12 protein-coding genes are annotated in these 17,009 nt (G+C 59.2%); 8 read left to right on the top strand and 4 right to left on the bottom strand.

Annotated elements, in window-relative coordinates:
* Positions 1-3: 3 nt before the first annotated feature.
* The 4 genes from B7449_RS08105 (at position 4) to B7449_RS08095 (ending at position 3,796) form a co-directional block, all read left to right on the top strand.
* Complete coding sequence (locus tag B7449_RS08105) at positions 4-603, top strand: cysteine dioxygenase family protein (RefSeq protein WP_039735318.1); 600 nt, start codon at positions 4-6, stop codon at positions 601-603.
* Positions 600-2,219, top strand: a complete 1,620-nt coding sequence (locus B7449_RS08100) for a rhodanese-like domain-containing protein (protein WP_039735317.1) — start codon at positions 600-602, stop codon at positions 2,217-2,219. Before B7449_RS08105 ends, B7449_RS08100 begins: the two co-directional genes overlap by 4 nt.
* 151 nt (positions 2,220-2,370) lie before the next feature.
* On the top strand, positions 2,371-2,502 hold the full coding sequence (locus B7449_RS23510; protein WP_264996658.1) for a hypothetical protein: 132 nt from the start codon (positions 2,371-2,373) through the stop codon (positions 2,500-2,502).
* A 469-nt stretch (positions 2,503-2,971) separates the two neighbouring features.
* Positions 2,972-3,796 carry a transporter gene (locus tag B7449_RS08095; RefSeq protein ID WP_373321524.1) on the top strand — a complete coding sequence of 275 codons (825 nt, stop codon included), beginning with the start codon at positions 2,972-2,974 and terminating at the stop codon, positions 3,794-3,796.
* Between the two features lie 1,155 nt (positions 3,797-4,951).
* Here the strand turns inward: B7449_RS08095 and B7449_RS08085 are convergent.
* The 4 genes from B7449_RS08085 to B7449_RS22060 all read right to left on the bottom strand — a co-directional run bounded on the left by B7449_RS08085 (position 4,952) and on the right by B7449_RS22060 (position 8,369).
* Positions 4,952-5,455 carry a YciE/YciF ferroxidase family protein gene (locus tag B7449_RS08085; RefSeq protein ID WP_039735316.1) on the bottom strand — a complete coding sequence of 168 codons (504 nt, stop codon included), beginning with the start codon at positions 5,453-5,455 and terminating at the stop codon, positions 4,952-4,954.
* A gap of 108 nt (positions 5,456-5,563) precedes the next feature.
* Complete coding sequence (locus tag B7449_RS08080; protein WP_039735315.1) at positions 5,564-5,842, bottom strand: hypothetical protein; 279 nt, start codon at positions 5,840-5,842, stop codon at positions 5,564-5,566.
* A gap of 707 nt (positions 5,843-6,549) precedes the next feature.
* Complete coding sequence (locus tag B7449_RS08075; protein ID WP_373321519.1) at positions 6,550-8,001, bottom strand: sugar porter family MFS transporter; 1,452 nt, start codon at positions 7,999-8,001, stop codon at positions 6,550-6,552.
* A 161-nt stretch (positions 8,002-8,162) separates the two neighbouring features.
* Positions 8,163-8,369: a hypothetical protein gene (locus B7449_RS22060; protein ID WP_209426714.1), complete on the bottom strand. Its 207-nt coding sequence runs from the start codon at positions 8,367-8,369 to the stop codon at positions 8,163-8,165.
* Between the two features lie 695 nt (positions 8,370-9,064).
* On the opposite strand from B7449_RS22060, the gene tkt reads away from it, so the two are divergent.
* The 4 genes from tkt to zwf all read left to right on the top strand — a co-directional run bounded on the left by tkt (position 9,065) and on the right by zwf (position 16,885).
* Positions 9,065-11,182 (top strand): transketolase, encoded by a 2,118-nt coding sequence (gene tkt / locus B7449_RS08065; protein ID WP_048883549.1) that lies wholly within the window; start codon positions 9,065-9,067, stop codon positions 11,180-11,182.
* Between the two features lie 92 nt (positions 11,183-11,274).
* Positions 11,275-14,142: a bifunctional transaldolase/phosoglucose isomerase gene (locus tag B7449_RS08060; RefSeq protein ID WP_039736250.1), complete on the top strand. Its 2,868-nt coding sequence runs from the start codon at positions 11,275-11,277 to the stop codon at positions 14,140-14,142.
* A 114-nt stretch (positions 14,143-14,256) separates the two neighbouring features.
* On the top strand, positions 14,257-15,258 hold the full coding sequence (gnd, locus tag B7449_RS08055) for a phosphogluconate dehydrogenase (NAD(+)-dependent, decarboxylating) (RefSeq protein ID WP_039736249.1): 1,002 nt from the start codon (positions 14,257-14,259) through the stop codon (positions 15,256-15,258).
* A 94-nt stretch (positions 15,259-15,352) separates the two neighbouring features.
* A complete protein-coding gene (zwf, locus tag B7449_RS08050; RefSeq protein WP_039736248.1) occupies positions 15,353-16,885 on the top strand; it encodes a glucose-6-phosphate dehydrogenase in 1,533 nt (510 codons plus the stop codon).
* Positions 16,886-17,009: the final 124 nt, after the last annotated feature.

Here is a 17,009-nt window from a genome sequence, read left to right as displayed (position 1 = left end):
CCCATGACGACCATTTTTCCCCTGCGTGATTTCGTAACCGGTTTGACAGGGCTGTATGAACGTGGCCTTTCGGCCACGGCCATCCAGCACGAAGGCAGCGGGTTGTTGCGCCAGCTGGTGTCCCGCGATGACTGGCTGCCGGAGCCCTTTACCCGCCCGCATCCGGACCGTTACAGCCAGTATCTACTGCACTGCGATCCGATGGAGCGTTTTTCGGTCGTGAGCTTTGTCTGGGGCGCAGGGCAGAAGACCCCGCTGCACGATCACCGTGTATGGGGGCTGATCGGCATGCTGCGTGGACGTGAAAGCGAAACCCAGTTCGTGCGCGATGCCGGTGGCCGTTTCCATGCAACGGAAACCACCTTTCTTGAACCCGGACAGGTGGCGTTCCTGACACCGGGGATCAATGACTACCATCTGGTCGCCAATGCGCTGTCGGACCAGACGTCGATTTCCATCCATGTCTATGGCGACAATATCGGCGGTGTGTCGCGCGCGACCTACGACATGCAGACAGGGGCGGAAAAAAACTTCATTTCCGGGTATTCGAACGACGAGGTTCCCAATCTGTGGGACCGTTCCAGACGTGTGGAGGCAGCATGACCGTGCTTGATCTGGTCAGGCCGCGCGTGACATCGGTGCAGGCGGTACAGGACAGCCTGCGTGCGGGGCGGGAAATCGCACTGCTGGACCTGCGTGAGGAGGGGCCGTTTGCCGCCGCCCATCCGCTTTTTGCCGTGAACCTGCCGCTGGGACGGATCGAGGAACGCATTGCGGCACTGGTGCCGCGGCGTGATGCGCCCGTCGTGGTGTATGATGATGGTGAAGGCCGTGTTGCGCGCGCCCTGCCGGTACTGGCGGCATTGGGCTACGGCAATGTCAGCGTGCTGGAAGGTGGCCTGGCAGGCTGGCGGGCGGCTGGTGGGGAAATCTTCATTGACGTCAATGTCCCCTCCAAGGCGTTTGGGGAACTGGTGGAACATGTCCGGCACACGCCGTCCATCCCCGCGCGGGAACTGAATGAACGGCTGGAACGCGGCGATGATCTTGTCGTTCTCGATGCCCGGCGCTTCAGCGAATACAATACCATGTCCATTCCAGCCGCGCGGTCCGTGCCCGGTGCGGAACTGGCATTGCGGGTGCGTGATATTGCCCCTTCGCCCGAAACGACGGTGGTGGTGAACTGCGCGGGGCGCACGCGGTCCATCATCGGGGCGCAGTCGCTGGTCAATGCCGGTATTCCCAATCCCGTCTTTGCCCTGCGGAACGGTACGATCGGCTGGACGCTGGCGGGACTGGAACTGGATCATGGCGCCACGCGCAGGGCAGGGGCGCCATCATCGGCAAAGCTGGCGCAGGCCCGTGCGGTTGCCCGATCCCTTGCGCGGCGCACGGGTGTGCGTGTGATCGATGCGGAGGGACTGGACGCATTGGCGGCTGACCCACGGCGCAGCCTCTACCGTCTTGATGTACGTTCGCCTGAGGAATATGAGGCCGGCCACCTGGCGGGTTTCCGCAGCGCACCGGGTGGGCAGCTTGTGCAGGCGACGGATGAATGGGCTGGCGTGCGTCACGGCACGATCGTGCTGACGGATGATGATGGGGTGCGCGCGCGCATGACGGCGCACTGGCTGCGGCAGCTTGGCTGGCGGGAAGTTTATGTGCTGGATGACCGGGCGGACCTTCCACGCGCCCGTGGTCCCGAACCGGTCGTGCTGGCCACGGCCCTGCCGGATGTGGAGACGATTTCCGCACGGGAACTGTCGAACGCGCTGCACGGCGTGGATGCCCCGCTGGTCATTGATCTTGCGACCAGTCCCGTTTTTCGCAAGGGGCATGTGCCAGGAGCGGTCTTCGCCATCCGTGGTGACCTGCACAAACATGGGCGGCTGAAGGGGGCGGATATTGTCCTGACGTCTCCCGATTCCATTTCCGCCTGTTATGCCGCGCCGGACCTTCGGCGGCAGGGGGCGCATGTGCGGGTACTGGCCGGGGGAACAAAGGCGTGGCAGGCTGCGGGGCTGCCCCTTGCCGTCGGGCTGGATGAGCATGTCGCGCTATCGCGTCCCGATGATGTATATAAACGCCCCTATGAAGGCACGGATAATGCCGCCGCTGCGATGCAGGCCTATCTGGACTGGGAATTCGGGCTTGTTGGTCAGCTTGAACGTGATGGCACGCATGGTTTCCATGTGCTGGAGGAGGAGCAGGACCTGTAAAGATTTCCTGCCGGAAGGCTGTCCCGCAACGCCCTTCTGGCTGTGAATGGCCAGCGGACATTGCCATGGTTTCGGTTTTTCAGGCGGCAGGGCGACAAGGGGGCCAATTCCCGATTGGCCCTGTCATCCGGACGTGATGTTGGAAAAGATCGTGCCAGGCTTTGATGCCGCCCAGGGCGCAGACACATGGGGCATGAACCCGGGGGCCGTCAATACGGACATCGTGTATGGTGGCTGCGCCACGCATCATGTCGCCATTGCCGTTGCGTGTCCCGGGACGTAGTCATTCCTGCTGCATGGAGAGTATGGCATGACAGCATGCCATGGCATCGGGTTCATATACACAATAATGTGTCCCTGTACGTGGGTGAATACAACGTCGGTGGCAATATCGTGACCCGGGATGGCGTTGTATTCGTCTGTGTTACAGCGGATGGTGTGCGCGCACATCTTCGGGCCTGCTACCGGCAGGATGACGTGGCGTGACTGTCCATCTGCCAGTGGCGGGCGAAGTCCATGTCTTGCGAAGGGTGGGGATGGCCGTGATGGCTTTGGCACACCCGGAGCGGAGATGACATCATCGCCTGCACGGATACTGGTGCCCACGCAGATCATGCCGCCCGGTCATGAACACTGCAGGTGGCGGGACAGGCCCGGCGCCTGCCCTTTTCCGGGGAACCCTTCCCATGCGTCTGCCGGCACGATCGTCCGGGTTCAGCGTCCTGTTGCCTGTCATCCTTCCTTGCGTTGTGATGCTGTGGGTATCCGGCGTGCGCGCTGCGGATGTCACACTGGGTATTATCGGTCCCCATGAATATGACCTGCCAGTTGATTTCAAGCCATTCAATGTGCTTGTGCAATATGGCGACGGGAATGCGGCTGGCAATTCCTATAACAGTCTTGGTCAGCGCAGGCCCGGTGGCGGCAGCCATACATGGTCAGGCATGACCAAATATGTCCATTTTCGCAGTTTTGATGCCATTCCCCATGTCGGTTTTGCGTTCGAACTGATCCAGACCGAAAGCTACAGCCTGGCGGATGGCACGGATTATGGTGGCCTTGGTCCGACCATTGTCGGGCCGGCAGCATGGTTCAAGCCCAACAGGCATAGTACATTCGGCATACAGACCTTCATGCAGACGGCTGTTGGCACGCGCGATGCAACCTCGCCGAATTACTGGTCAAACATATCCAGTTTTATTTTTGATTATGAATGGACGCATTTCAGCTTTGATGGCGATGCCGGGACGGTTGCGGGGGCGGCAAAGCATGTAAAGGGCGGTCATACCTATTCACCCGGCGTGGTCTTTTATACCAACCTGCGGTTCAGCTGGAAGGCAACGCGGCTGTTTGAACCTTTCTTTGCGCTGGACTGGCAGAATGTCAAAGGCACCTATGACCGGACGGCGGGCCAGTATCTGGATGATTCAAACAGTCGTGAAATAACGCTGGGTCTTGGTGCCATGTTCAACATAACGAAGCATGTTTCTTTTACCACGCGGTATTCGCATTCCGTTGACGGGCGCAATATTCCGGAAAGTAATGCGTATTACGTCAAATTTGTCTATCTATGGTAACCGGGGCAGCCGGTTCTTTCATATGGAGGGAGGCGTGCTGCCGGTTGGGTCCGGGCACGTCTGCAACAGAGGGTTCTGGTATTTCCGAACATTGAGGGACCGGACGACCGACTTTGCCGTGGCATTGGCAACGCAATGGATACGGGCGGTCGATCTGGTACGGCACTGTCCGGGTGTCCCAGGTTTTTCCAATGGGCAGGATGAACGCCAGCAGTTCCTTTGCCGAACCCATAATGACGCCTGCCCGTTCCGGTTCCGTAGGGAGTGATGTCAGGAAAGCCCGGGCCTGCTGTAGGGTGACGTGTGGCGGCAATGGCGGCATATCGGGGTCGGCGTGTGCCTCCAGAATGACCGGATGGTCGGCGGTCAGCGCTTCCTCCCACGCAGCGGCGATGGGCGCGGGATCGTCAACATAGATACCCCTGTAGATCCAGCAGCCCGGTATGGCGATGGTAGGGAAAGTCCGGGATGGACTGGATTGAATCTGTCTTGCCTGCGCCAGACTGGATACGTTCTGTCCATGTGAACTGATTATGCGGCACCAGCACGATCAGTCGCGGGTTGGACTACTGTTTCCAGTATCTGGAAATCGTGATCATCACGTTCAGGCCGTTTATCTGCATGGGCCCTGTCGCCCATGCAGGCAATTACGGTCGTTCGGGATAGGCCATCTTGGCCGCCATGGCATAAGGTGTCCCTGCCCCGAGCGAGGCCAGGCTACCGGATAGGGAGGCTTTCATGCCCCGGCCCGGGCAGGAATTTCGTCCCGTGTCTCTGCATATGGATGAATATGTCGCCTGCAGTTGCAGCGTGTCTGGACAGTATCCGGAAACATTACTGGCGGATCACCATCCGATGACGGAAGTTTTTCCAGAGACAACATGGGGACACGGCACTGCCTGTGCCAACAGGACAGGTTCACGACAGGCCATTATTGCCAGATGCCTGTCAGGCATATGATCGCTGTATGCGATGGCAGTGATACGATGCTGCCCATACAGGTCTGAACGACCGGGGCATCATCGGGAACGCGGTGCCAGCGGTACAGGTTCGACCGCCACGCTTTTTTGAGAAAGACCTGTCAGCTATCGTCCTGGCTTCCGTGTGTTTATGTATCCGGCGGCGGTCTGTCTGGACCTTGCCGGGAAAAATATATCAGGCGGCATGCTGGTTTACGCCAGCCCCGGCAATGCGCGTCAGTTTCTGGTCGGCGGATTTTTCTTCCTCCAGCGTCTGCTGCAGGACGGTCGCGCAGTCCGGGCGGCCAAGCTGTCTGGCATAGGCGATCAGGCTGCCATAACGGGTTATTTCATAGTGCTCGACAGCCTGGGCAGCCGAAAGCATGGCAGCGTCACAGACCTCGGGATCATCGCAGTCACCGATCATTTCTTTCGCTTCGCTCAGGATCCCATCCATTGCCTGACATGTCACGCCTTTCACTGGCTGGTCATGCATCTGGAATACCTGTTCCAGCCTGCGTACATGGCCTTCCGTTTCCGTCAGGTGGTTCATGAAGGCGGCCTTCAGTTCCGGATCAGTGGCCTTTTCCGCCATTGTGGGCAGGTTTTTGACAATCTGGTTTTCGGCATAATAGATGTCCTGCAGGGTATGCACGAACAGGTCATCAAGCGTCTTTATCGGTTTCGAAAACAGGCTCATTGATTTTCTCCATTGTCCAGGGCGACCGGTCGCCTGACTGCCAAGAGGCGCATCTGGCTTCCGGGGGGCGCCAGCGTAATGCTGACGCCCCCGGTATCCTGCACGGTGTCAGGTGTTCTTATGGCTCTGCTGTCCAGCCTTGACGTGCTGCTCATGCGTGCCGCCACGGGTGCCGGCGCTGTGTTCCCCCGCGTCTTTCTCACCATGCGATGTGCCGGTGTTCTTGTGGCTCTGCTGTCCAGCCTTGACGTGCTGTTCATGCGTGCCGCCACGGGTGCCGGTGCTGTGTTCCCCTGCGCCTTTTTCGCCATGCGACGTGCCGGTGTTCTTGTGGCTCTGCTCGCCGGCCTTGACGTGTTGTTCATGGCTGCCGCCCTGATTTGCCATTTTTCCATTCCTTTGTCTGATAGGGGACGATCGTTCATCCGACCGTCACATGACAAACCGCCCGACCCGAATGCAGTTTCAAAAATTCGGAGAAAAATATAATATTTATATAAATAAAAAATAGAATATGTCTTTTTGGTATTATATTTATCAATTTTAATTAAATGGTTTTTTCTGTAATTATTGTGGTGCATCAAGAAGGTTCGGGTCGGCAGCATGACAATGCAGACGGATATGTCTGTCGTCCGCACGGGCATGTGGCTGGAATACTGTCCGGGCATGTCACCAGTATGTACCTGCATGCCGTGGGCCTCTACCCCATGGTTCCCATGGGGCGCGCCAGTAGCCTGCCTGCAATATCAGGCCCGAAAACGGTTTTATACAGCAATGCCAGTATTTACCTGTTGGGCCATCATCAGGTGCCGCCTTACATGCGGGAACCCTGTGAAATGACGGGTTCAGGATTTTTTAAGTGTCCGTCTTCGTGCACGAAAACGCAACAGGCGGTGTCCTGAAACCTTAAGTTGTTTTAGAACTGACCGAGCCAGATGCTATTTCAGGCATGGTCATGCGGGCGGTCACGAAGGGGGTCAGTCCTTTCTGTTTCCACAAAACCCGGGGCAATTCACTGATCTCTGTCGCCTGCGGTACGGGTGTGGAAAATGGCTTCCGAAATGGTTCGGAAGCCGTTTTCTGTCTGGAATCCCTCAGGGTAAAGGATTGGTGGAGACTTTACCGCCCTGCGGCAGGGCACGCGCCCCCAGGTCACGCAGGGGCCAGCCTGCAAGCAGGTGGGATTCAATGTCTTCCAGCGAAACCCCTTTTGTTTCCGGCACATAAAATAGCGTGATGGCGATAAACAGGGCGTTCATGCCAGCAAACAGCCAGAATGTATGGGCTTCCCCCAATGTATCGAGCACGCTGAGGAATGTATTGCTGACCGCCCAGTTGGTTGCCCAGTTGGTAAAGGTGGAACAGACAATGCCAAAGTCACGCCCCCGCAGAGGCTGGATTTCAGCACATAATGTCCAGACCAGTGGCCCGGCGCCAATGGCGAACCCCAGCACGAATACCAGCAGTGACCCCACCATGGCGATCTGGGCCACGGTGTCATGGCCGCCATATTCAACCAGGCCACCCGCCAGCAGCATGCTGCCCGTCATGATGGCGCAACTGAGCAGCAGGAGCGGCCGACGGCCCCAGCGGTCAACCGTCACGATCGCGACACAGGTGGCAACAAGGTTGATCAGGCCGATCAGCGCCGTGGCCCAGCCAGCGGCGGACGCGCCAAAACTGGCGGCCTGAAAGACCTTGGGCGCATAATACATCAGTACATTGATGCCGGTCAGCTGCTGCATGACCTGCAACACGATACCCAGCCCGACCGAACGCCGGAAATTGGCGTTGTGGCGGAAAAACGTAAATCCCTCAGACCGGCCCCGGGTCAGTTCCGTCGCAATATCGGATATTTCCCGGTCGGCCTGCTGCGGGGTTGGGCGCAGGTAGCGCATCACCTTGCGTGCGCGCAGCCGTTCACCGCGCATCATAAGCCAGCGCGGGCTGTCAGGCAGGAACAGGCAGCCGATCAGGAAGACCGTGGCTGGTACTGTCATGAGTCCCAGCATCCATCGCCAGTGCGCGCCATTCGCCAGCACGCCATCGGTGACATAAGACAGGAAAATGCCACCCGTCATCATCAACTGGTAACACGCGATCATGGAGCCGCGCTGCGCCACGGCGGAGACTTCGGATATGTAAAGGGGGGCCGTAAAGGCCGCGATCCCGACTGCAAAACCAAGGAAAATCCGGCCGATAATGAGCATGGCAACGGAGGGGGCAAGCGCACTGATCAAGGACCCGGCAAGAAACAGGATGGATGACCCCAGCAGCGCGCGCCGTCGGCCAAAACGGAACGAGATCGTCCCCGCAATCAGCGATCCCACCGCCGCCGCCGCCATCATGGAGGAAACAATCCATTCCTGCGTGCGCGGTGATGCATCGAAATCCGTTCCGATAAAACGCAGCGCGCCCGCGATCACCCCGGTATCCAGCCCGAACATGAGACCGGCAAGTGCCGCCAGCACCCCCACGACCATGGCATGCCCCGGTGTGGCGACCCCGGGGGGTGTTGCCTGGTCCTGTGGGGGCGCATGCGCCATGTCACGGGTCAGCAGATCGTCTTCAGGCATTACGGGGTACCTTCTCGTTATTATTTATTGAAATACGCCTGTCTGGCTACATGATTGCCGTTGTCGCTTCGGGATGATCCGGCCCGGTCATGATGAAGCCGCAGGCCATTACAGACGCTGGTATGCCTGCATCAATGCATATATTGCCCCATGCTGAACAATAGATATGAAGCCGGTCGCCAACATTTTTCTGTGACCCGGATATCTAATATTTTTATATAAATAGAAGAAAATCCTGATAATGGCGGCAGGGCGCCGCCAGTCGCCATCCCGACATTCATCATGGTCGGTATGCCGGGCGAAAAAACTGGACCGTAATGGTAGACGTGGCGTGTCATGTGCATTGCGCATTGCAGGAATAAGTAACAAAATCGGTATTGAAATAAGAATCGGTCACGGACCGGAATCGATTCTCCAGACGTATTTCATGTTTACATATAATATATTCGGAAATCATAAAAATATATTCGATTCGTGCCTTGTGTTATTTTATGAATGTATGATTTTGCACATATTTTTGTGTACGGAAGATGTATCCATGTCTGTTTCAGGGCATCCGGCCTGGCTGTGTGGCCGTGCATTCGTGGCCCCTGTTGCCTGTTGTAAAATGGCAGGAAACCGTGTGTTTTTGAGGCGCGACATATCTTGTTACATTCCCATGACGGCATATGAAAAATGTATGTCCATGCGCGGAAAGAATAAATGCGTATCGAGAACTCGTGAATGAACGAGGGTGGCATTGGGTCGGAATTGGGACTTCAATGCAGGAACTGCCGCGCCAGACATGACGCACTGTTCCATATCAATAAACCGCAGGACTGAATGAATTACATCCGGCCTGCGGGTTATACTGGATAGATGTCGGCGCATCGGTCCCTGTACTGTCATGGATGGCAGCAGGGTAATGGATCTCGGCACAGGTATGTGACGTACGTGGCATGCAGGCATGACCGGATGGATGCCGTCCTTTCATGCAGTTCCATGTAACGCCCGTAGCGAACAGGGCTGGCCGTGACAACGGAGGACGGTTTTCATGCGTTCATTATTTCCCTGTCCCGTATGGGCACCCGACGGTGCCGGAAATGCACGGGCGGATATGGATACCCTCTGCATCAATACAATCCGCACATTGGCTATGGATGCGGTGCAGAAAGCCAATTCCGGCCACCCGGGCACACCCATGGCGCTTGCCCCGCCGGCCTATGCCCTGTGGCGCGAAGTCCTGAATTACGATCCCGCCAATCCGCTATGGCCCGACCGTGACCGTTTCGTACTGTCGATCGGCCATGCCTCCATGCTGCTATATGCGCTGATCTACCTGTCCGGCATCCGTGATGTGAAGGACGGACGCGTGCTGGCGGACAGGCCGGCACTCACGCTTGCGGATATCGAGCAGTTCCGCCAGCTGAATTCCCGCACACCCGGCCACCCGGAATACGGGCACACCGCAGGCGTCGAGACCACGACCGGCCCGCTGGGTCAGGGCTGCGGCAATTCCGTTGGTATGGCCATTGCCCAGAAATGGCTGGCCGCGCATTTCAATAAACCCGGCTTCGACCTGTTTACCTATCATACCTATACGTTCTGCGGTGATGGCGACAACATGGAAGGCGTGTCGAGTGAAGCGGCCTCGATCGCGGGGCATCTGAAGCTGGGCAACCTGACATGGATCTATGACAGCAATCATATTTCCATCGAGGGGAATACCCGCATCGCCTTTACCGAAAGCGTGCACAGGCGCTTCGAGGCTTATGGCTGGCATGTGCTGGAACTGAAGGATGCCAACGACACGGGCGATTTCCGCCGCCTGCTGGCCGAAGCGAAGGCCGAAACATCACGGCCCACGCTGATCATTGTCCATTCCATCATCGGCTGGGGATCGCCGCACAAGGCGGGCACGGCGGCGGCGCATGGGTCCCCGCTGGGTGTTGAGGAAATCCGTGAGACCAAGAAATTCTACGGCTGGCCGGAAGACAGAAGCTTCTACGTGCCCGATGGCGTGCCCGAACATATGCAGCAGGGCATCGCCACGCGTGGGGCCGCCGCCAGTTCGGCGTGGTATGACATGCTGGCCCGCTATCGCACGGCGCATCCTGATCTCGCGGCGGAACTTGATCTGATCCTTGCGGGAAAGCTGCCCGCAGGCTGGGATCGCCAGATCAGCGATTTCCCTGCCGATGCGAAAGGACTGGCCTCCCGCGGCAGTTCCGCGACCGTGCTCAATCAGGTCGCGGCCAGCTATCCGTGGATGATCGGCGGATCGGCCGACCTGTCTCCGTCCACCAAGACACACCTGACATTTGACGGCGCGGGTGATTTCCAGCCCCCGCAATGGGGCGGCACCTATGGCGGGCGCAACCTGCATTTCGGCGTGCGCGAGCATGCGATGGGATCGATCTGCAACGGGCTGGCGCTGTCTTATATACGGCCTTACTGCTCCGGCTTCTTCATTTTTTCCGATTACATGAAGCCCCCCATCCGCCTTGCAGCACTCATGAAGCTGCCGGTGCTATATATATTCACCCATGATTCCATCGGGGTGGGGGAGGACGGCCCGACCCACCAGCCCATCGAACAGCTCGCCCAGCTTCGCGCGACACCGGGGGTGACGCTGATCCGTCCGGCAGACGCCAATGAGGTCGCACAGGCCTGGCGCACCCTTGTCCCGCTGGCTGACCGCCCTACGGTTCTGGTGCTGACACGCCAGAACCTGCCCACCATCTGCCGCAAGACCTATGCCTCGGCCACCGGTCTGGCAAAGGGCGCTTACGTGCTGGCCGACAGCGGTACCGGCACACCCGATATCATCCTTATGGCGACCGGCAGCGAGGTCGGGCTGATCGTGAAAGCGTTCGAGCAGCTCAAGGCCGAAGGGGTCAGGGCCCGCATCGTCTCCATGCCGTCATGGGACCTGTTCGAGGCACAGCCACAGTCCTACCGCGACAGTGTGCTGCCGCCCGACGTTACCGCGCGCGTGGCGGTGGAACAGGCAGCACGCCTTGGGTGGGAACGGTATGTCGGCCTGCGGGGGGAGACGATCGTGATGCACACATTTGGCGCATCCGCCCCGGCGGGCGAACTGGAGGTCAAATTCGGCTTCACGGTGGACGCCGTCCTGGCCGCCGCCCGCAGGCAGCTTGCCGCGCGCTGATCGCGCCACATCACCATAACTGCGACGCGACAGCCGCCACGTGCCCCTGCCGGGCGGCGGTCCTGCCCGCAATATAATGAAGGAAACACACCATGACTGCGTATGACGCCGGTACCAGTGAAGCCGCCAACCCGTTAAAGCAACTGGCCCGCTTCGGTCAGTCCCCATGGCTGGATTTCATCCAGCGGTCCTATACCGAAAGTGGCCAGCTGAAAAAGCTGGTCGATGAGGATGGGCTGAAGGGTGTCACCTCCAACCCGTCCATCTTCCAGAAAGCCATGGGCCACGGTACCGATTACGATCCACAGATCCGCCAGATACTTGAACACCAGATCGTTGATGCCGGAACGCTGTATGAAACACTGGCGATCCATGACATCCGTGCGGCGGCGAAGGTGCTGCACCCGGTCTATGAACAGACCGCGAAAGTGGATGGCTACGTCAGCCTTGAGGTCTCGCCCTATCTGGCGCGTGATACCGCCGCCACCATTGCGGAAGCGCGGCGGCTGTGGCTTGCGGTGGGCGCGCCCAATCTCATGATCAAGATCCCCGGAACGGATGAGGGCGCACCCGCCGTGCAGGCCGCCATCGCCGGGGGGATCAATGTCAATGTCACGCTGCTGTTCTCGCTGAATGCGTACAGGAAGGTGGTGGAAGCCTATATCGCCGGACTGGAAGACCGCCTTGCACGTGGGGAGAGTGTAAAGGGGATTGCAAGCGTCGCATCCTTTTTCGTCAGCCGCATTGACGTGAAGATCGATAAAGAAATCGATGATCGTGTCGCGGCGGGGGACAAAGACGCAGCCGCGCTGAAGGCGCTGCGCGGCAAGGTGGCCATCGCCAATGCCAAGCAGGCCTATGAATACTGGCAGGGCGTGGTGAAAAGCCCGCGCTGGCAGAAACTGGCGCAGGCCGGTGCGATGCCCCAGCGCCTGCTGTGGGCCAGCACCAGCACGAAGGACAAGACGTTTAGCGACGTGCTGTATGTCGACGGTCTGATCGGCCCCGAGACGGTCAATACCATTCCCCCCGCCACCTTCGATGATTTCCGCGATCACGGCAGGGTCGCACCGACACTGACGCAGGACGTGGCGGACGCGAATAATATCATAAGCGAGGCCCGGCGCCTTGGCCTTGATCTGGATGGCGTGACCCGGACCCTGGTGGACGAGGGGGTACGCGGTTTCGAGGATGCGTTTGATGCCCTGCTCGGCTCGATCGCGGCCAAGCAGGCGGCGTTCCTGGGCCACAAGGTCACCACGACCACGCTCAACCTGCCTGCCGACCTTGATAAGGCCGTTACGGATGAACTCGAGACATGGCGCAAGGCTGGCGATGTCCGCCGCCTGTGGGCAAAGGACGCCACGCTGTGGACCGGCCATGACGAGGCAGGCTGGCTGAAATGGCTGAGCATTGTCGATGACCAGCTGCTTGACCTGTCGAAGTTCGAGGAATTCCAGGCTGAGGTGAAGGCGCGCGGCTTCCGTGATGCGCTGCTGCTGGGCATGGGTGGTTCCAGCCTCGGCCCCGAAGTCCTGTCGGTGACATTCGGCAGGCATGACGGCTTCCCGCACCTGTATGTGCTCGACAGCACCGACCCGCAGCAGATCCGGGATTTTCAGGACAGGATCGATATCAGCAAGACCCTGTTCATCGTCTCGTCCAAGTCCGGCGGTACGCTGGAGCCGAACATCCTCAAGGCCTATTTCTTCGATCAGGCAAAAAAGGTGCTGGGTGACAGGGCAGGTTCGCACTTCATCACCGTGACCGATCCCGGTTCGCACATGGAAGATGTTGCGAAGAAGGACGGGTTCTGGAAAATCTTCTACGGCAATAAGCAGATTGGTGGCCGGTATTCCGTGCTGTCCGATTTCGGCATGGTGCCCGCGGCCGTTGCCGGCCTGCCACTGAAGCGGCTGCTGGATGCTGCCCTGCGCGGCGAGAAATCCTGTGCCGCCTCCGTCCCGCCCGCGCAGAACCCCGGCGTGGTGCTGGGTGCCGTACTGGGTGTCGCCGCGCGGTCGTTTGGCCGGGACAAGGTGACGCTGCTGGCATCGCCTGCGATATATGACATGGGGGCATGGCTGGAACAGCTTCTGGCGGAATCAACGGGTAAGGACGGCCGGGGCTTGATCCCCATTGATGGGGAAACGGCGGGACCTGCATCCGTCTATGGCAGGGACCGTGTTTTCATCTACCTGCGTCTGAGCGAAAAGCCGTGCGAGAAACAGGACGCCGCTTTCAAAAAGCTGATTGATGCGGGCGAGCCGGTCGTAACGATCGAACTGCATGACCGGTACCAGATTGCCGAGGAATTCTTCCGCTGGGAATTCGCCACCGCCGTCGCCGGGTCGATCATCGGCATCAACGCCTTCAACCAGCCTGATGTCGAGGCATCAAAGATCGAGACAAAAAAGATCACGACCGCCTATAACGAAACCGGCAGGCTGCCGCCGTATGAACCCTTTGCAAAAGACGGCACGTTTGCATTTTATGCCGACCCGAAAAATGCTGCGGCACTGAAGTCGGGCGGTACGGCGGAAGGTATCCTGAAGGCCCATTTCGCCCGTGGGAAGGCTGGCGATTACGTCGCCCTGCTGGCCTATATCGACCGTGATACGGCCACGCGTGAATGGCTCCAGACAGTAAGGCTGTCCGTGCGAGACGGGCTGAAACTGGCCACGGCGGCGGAATTCGGGCCGCGTTTCCAGCACTCCACAGGCCAGGCGTACAAAGGCGGCCCCAACACCGGCGTGTTCGTGCAGATTACCTGCGATGACGCCGTGAACCTGCCGGTGCCGGGGGAAAAATATACCTTCAGCATCGTCAAGGAAGCACAGGCCCGCGGTGATCTGGAAGTACTGGGCGAACGCGGTCGCCGCGTGCTGCGTGTGCATATCCATGGCGACCTGAAATCCGGCCTTGAAAAACTGGCGCAGGCCATCAGCCGCGCCGTCTGATCGCACACCACATCAACCCCGCCATGGTCATCACAATGGCGGGGCCATTTTTTACCAGCCCGAACGCGGGTTGAAATGCGGGGGCATGCCCCCGCCACGGGAGAAGCAGGAATCATGCAGATTGGTATAGTGGGTCTGGGCAAGATGGGGGGCAACATTGCCATCCGCCTGACACGTCACGGGCACGATGTGGTGCTGTATGACCGCACGGCCGCCGTTATGACCAAGGTCGCGGAACGGGCCGAGGCTGGAAAGACCATCGCGTCATCCGGGCTGAAGGACATGGTGTCAAAACTGACGGCGCAGCGTCGGATCATCTGGCTCATGCTGCCCGCAGGCCACGTGACGGAAGATGCGGTAAAGGAACTCGGCGGCCTGCTGGGCAAGGGGGATATCCTGATCGACGGCGGCAATTCCTTCTACAAGGACGATATCCGCCGCGCTGCGGAACTGGCGAAAAAGGGCATTCACTACGTCGATGTCGGCACATCGGGCGGTGTCTGGGGACTGGAACGCGGGTACTGTATGATGTACGGCGGCACGAAGGACGCGACCGACCATATCGATCCGATCCTGTCGGCCCTGGCGCCGGGAATTGGCGATATTCCGCGCACGCCAAACCGCGATAAACCCGGTTTCGACCCGCGCGCCGAGCAGGGCTACCTGCATTGTGGACCGTCGGGTTCAGGCCATTTCGTGAAAATGGTCCATAACGGCATCGAATACGGCATCATGCAGGCCTTTGCCGAGGGCTTCCATGTCATGAAGTCCAAGAACTCGACCGATCTGCCCGAAAACCAGCGTTTTGAGCTGAACATGGCCGATATTGCCGAAGTCTGGCGGCGTGGCAGCGTGGTCTCGTCGTGGCTGCTGGACCTGTCGGCAAGCGCGCTTGCGGGCAATCCCGACCTGTCGAACTACAAGGGCGACGTGGCGGATTCCGGCGAGGGCCGCTGGACCATCGAGGCCGCGATTGAAGAGGCAGTGCCCGTTCCGGTCATGACCGAAGCCCTGTTCACGCGTTTCCGTTCACGCACGGGCAACAACTTTGCCGAAAAGATGCTGTCCGCCATGCGTTTCGGCTTCGGTGGCCATATCGAAGGCACGAACAACTGATAATGCCCCGGCCGCCACGGACCATGTTGGCACGCAACGACCACGGGCGGGCGGGCCGGATTTTACACGCTGGAAAAGTTCAGGGAGAAGCAAGATGGAGAGCATTGTCGCATCCGCGTCCTCGCAGATTGACGATACGCGACATGAAAACGTGCCGCGTCGCGGGCCGCCGGGGGTATTTGTCATATTCGGTGGGGGCGGCGATCTGACGCACCGCCTTCTTGTGCCGGCACTCTACAATCTTGCCAATGCGAGGCTGCTGGACAGCCATTTCTCCATCATTGTGGTTGACCGGGCCGATGTCTCGGCGGCCGACCTGCGCCAGAGCTTCCATGATTCACTGGAAAACTTCGTAACCAGCCGCGGGACTGAAGCCGTCAGTCTGCATGATGATGTGTGGACGCGCCTGTCCTCCAGCATTGATTACGTGCGCGGCTCGTTCGAGGAGGCGGCGACATATGATGCCCTTGCCAGAAAGATCGGCAACCAGAACTGTATCTTCTACCTTGCGGTCGCCGCCCGTTTCTTTGGCACGATCGTGGACCAGCTTGGCGTGTCCGGCCTTGCGAAGGAAAGCGGGAAGGTCTTTCGCCGTGTGATCATCGAAAAACCCTTTGGCAGCGACCTCGCCTCCGCCATTGCGCTGAACGAACGGCTGCTGCGCACGCTTGATGAAAGCCAGATCTACCGGATCGACCACTATCTGGGCAAGGAAACGGTGCAGAACATCCTCGCCCTGCGTTTCTCCAACGGTTTTTTTGAACCTTTGTGGAACCGCGACAATATCGACCATGTCCAGATCACCGCAGCCGAAACGGTGGGCGTGGAACAGCGTGCGCGGTTTTATGAAAGCACGGGCGCCGTGCGCGACATGGTGCCCAACCATGTCATGCAGCTTCTGGCCATGACGGCGATGGAAGCGCCCATTTCGTTTGACGCCGATGCCGTGCGTGATGAAAAGACCAAGGTGCTCAAGGCCATCCATGCCGTGCAGCACCATGACGTGGTGCGCGGCCAGTACGCGGCGGGCAGCATAAAGGAACAGCCCGTGGTCGGGTATCGTGACGAACCCGGCGTGGATCCCCATTCGCATACCGAAACCTATGTCGCGATGAAGCTCATGATCGACAACTGGCGCTGGGCCGGGGTGCCGTTCTATGTGCGCACGGGCAAACGACTGGCCGCGCGCAAGACGGAAATCGCGGTGCATTTCAAGTCAGCGCCCTATGCCCTGTTCCGCGATACGCCGGTGGACAAGCTGACACCCAACATCATGCTTTTGCATATCCAGCCAACCGAAGGGGTGACACTGCAGTTTTCCGCCAAGATCCCCGGTCCTACGGTGCATCTGGGCGGCGTGCGCATGAAATTCGATTATTCCGAATGGTTCCACGAAGGGCCGAGCACCGGCTACGAAACGCTGCTGTACGACTGCATGATCGGGGATGCGACGCTGTTCCAGCGCGCGGATAATATCGAGGCCGGATGGCGCGTGGTCCAGCCCGTTCTGGAGTGGATGCATGCCCCCGCCGGGCTGGATTTTTACGCCGCCGGCAGCGAGGGGCCAAAGGCCGCCGATGACCTTCTGGCCCGCGACCACCGGCACTGGCTGAAAATCGGTTCCTGACGCGTTCCCCCAGGAAACTGACTGAATGACACCGACAGGAGGACCCCCGCGTGTCTGAACCCGAAATACGTCTTGTACTTGCCGATGTGGACGGCACGCTGGTCACGAAGGACAAGATCCTGAC

It is taken from the genome of Komagataeibacter intermedius TF2 (assembly GCF_000964425.1).
In the GTDB taxonomy this organism is placed as follows: domain Bacteria; phylum Pseudomonadota; class Alphaproteobacteria; order Acetobacterales; family Acetobacteraceae; genus Komagataeibacter; species Komagataeibacter intermedius.
The sequence above is the reverse complement of the archived record's forward strand: the minus strand, read 5'-3'. Positions and strand labels throughout refer to the sequence as shown.

Excerpts from the sequence above, each read along its gene's own strand:
- B7449_RS08105 (WP_039735318.1), top strand. The coding sequence starts at position 4 with ATGACGACCATTTTTCCCCTGCGTGATTTCGTAACCGGTTTGACAGGG.
- B7449_RS08100 (WP_039735317.1), top strand. The coding sequence starts at position 600 with ATGACCGTGCTTGATCTGGTCAGGCCGCGCGTGACATCGGTGCAGGCG.
- B7449_RS08095 (WP_373321524.1), top strand. The coding sequence starts at position 2,972 with ATGCTGTGGGTATCCGGCGTGCGCGCTGCGGATGTCACACTGGGTATT.
- B7449_RS08085 (WP_039735316.1), bottom strand. The coding sequence starts at position 5,455 with ATGAGCCTGTTTTCGAAACCGATAAAGACGCTTGATGACCTGTTCGTG.
- B7449_RS08080 (WP_039735315.1), bottom strand. The coding sequence starts at position 5,842 with ATGGCAAATCAGGGCGGCAGCCATGAACAACACGTCAAGGCCGGCGAG.
- B7449_RS08075 (WP_373321519.1), bottom strand. The coding sequence starts at position 8,001 with ATGGCGCATGCGCCCCCACAGGACCAGGCAACACCCCCCGGGGTCGCC.
- B7449_RS22060 (WP_209426714.1), bottom strand. The coding sequence starts at position 8,369 with ATGACACGCCACGTCTACCATTACGGTCCAGTTTTTTCGCCCGGCATA.
- tkt (WP_048883549.1), top strand. The coding sequence starts at position 9,065 with ATGCGTTCATTATTTCCCTGTCCCGTATGGGCACCCGACGGTGCCGGA.
- B7449_RS08060 (WP_039736250.1), top strand. The coding sequence starts at position 11,275 with ATGACTGCGTATGACGCCGGTACCAGTGAAGCCGCCAACCCGTTAAAG.
- gnd (WP_039736249.1), top strand. The coding sequence starts at position 14,257 with ATGCAGATTGGTATAGTGGGTCTGGGCAAGATGGGGGGCAACATTGCC.
- zwf (WP_039736248.1), top strand. The coding sequence starts at position 15,353 with ATGGAGAGCATTGTCGCATCCGCGTCCTCGCAGATTGACGATACGCGA.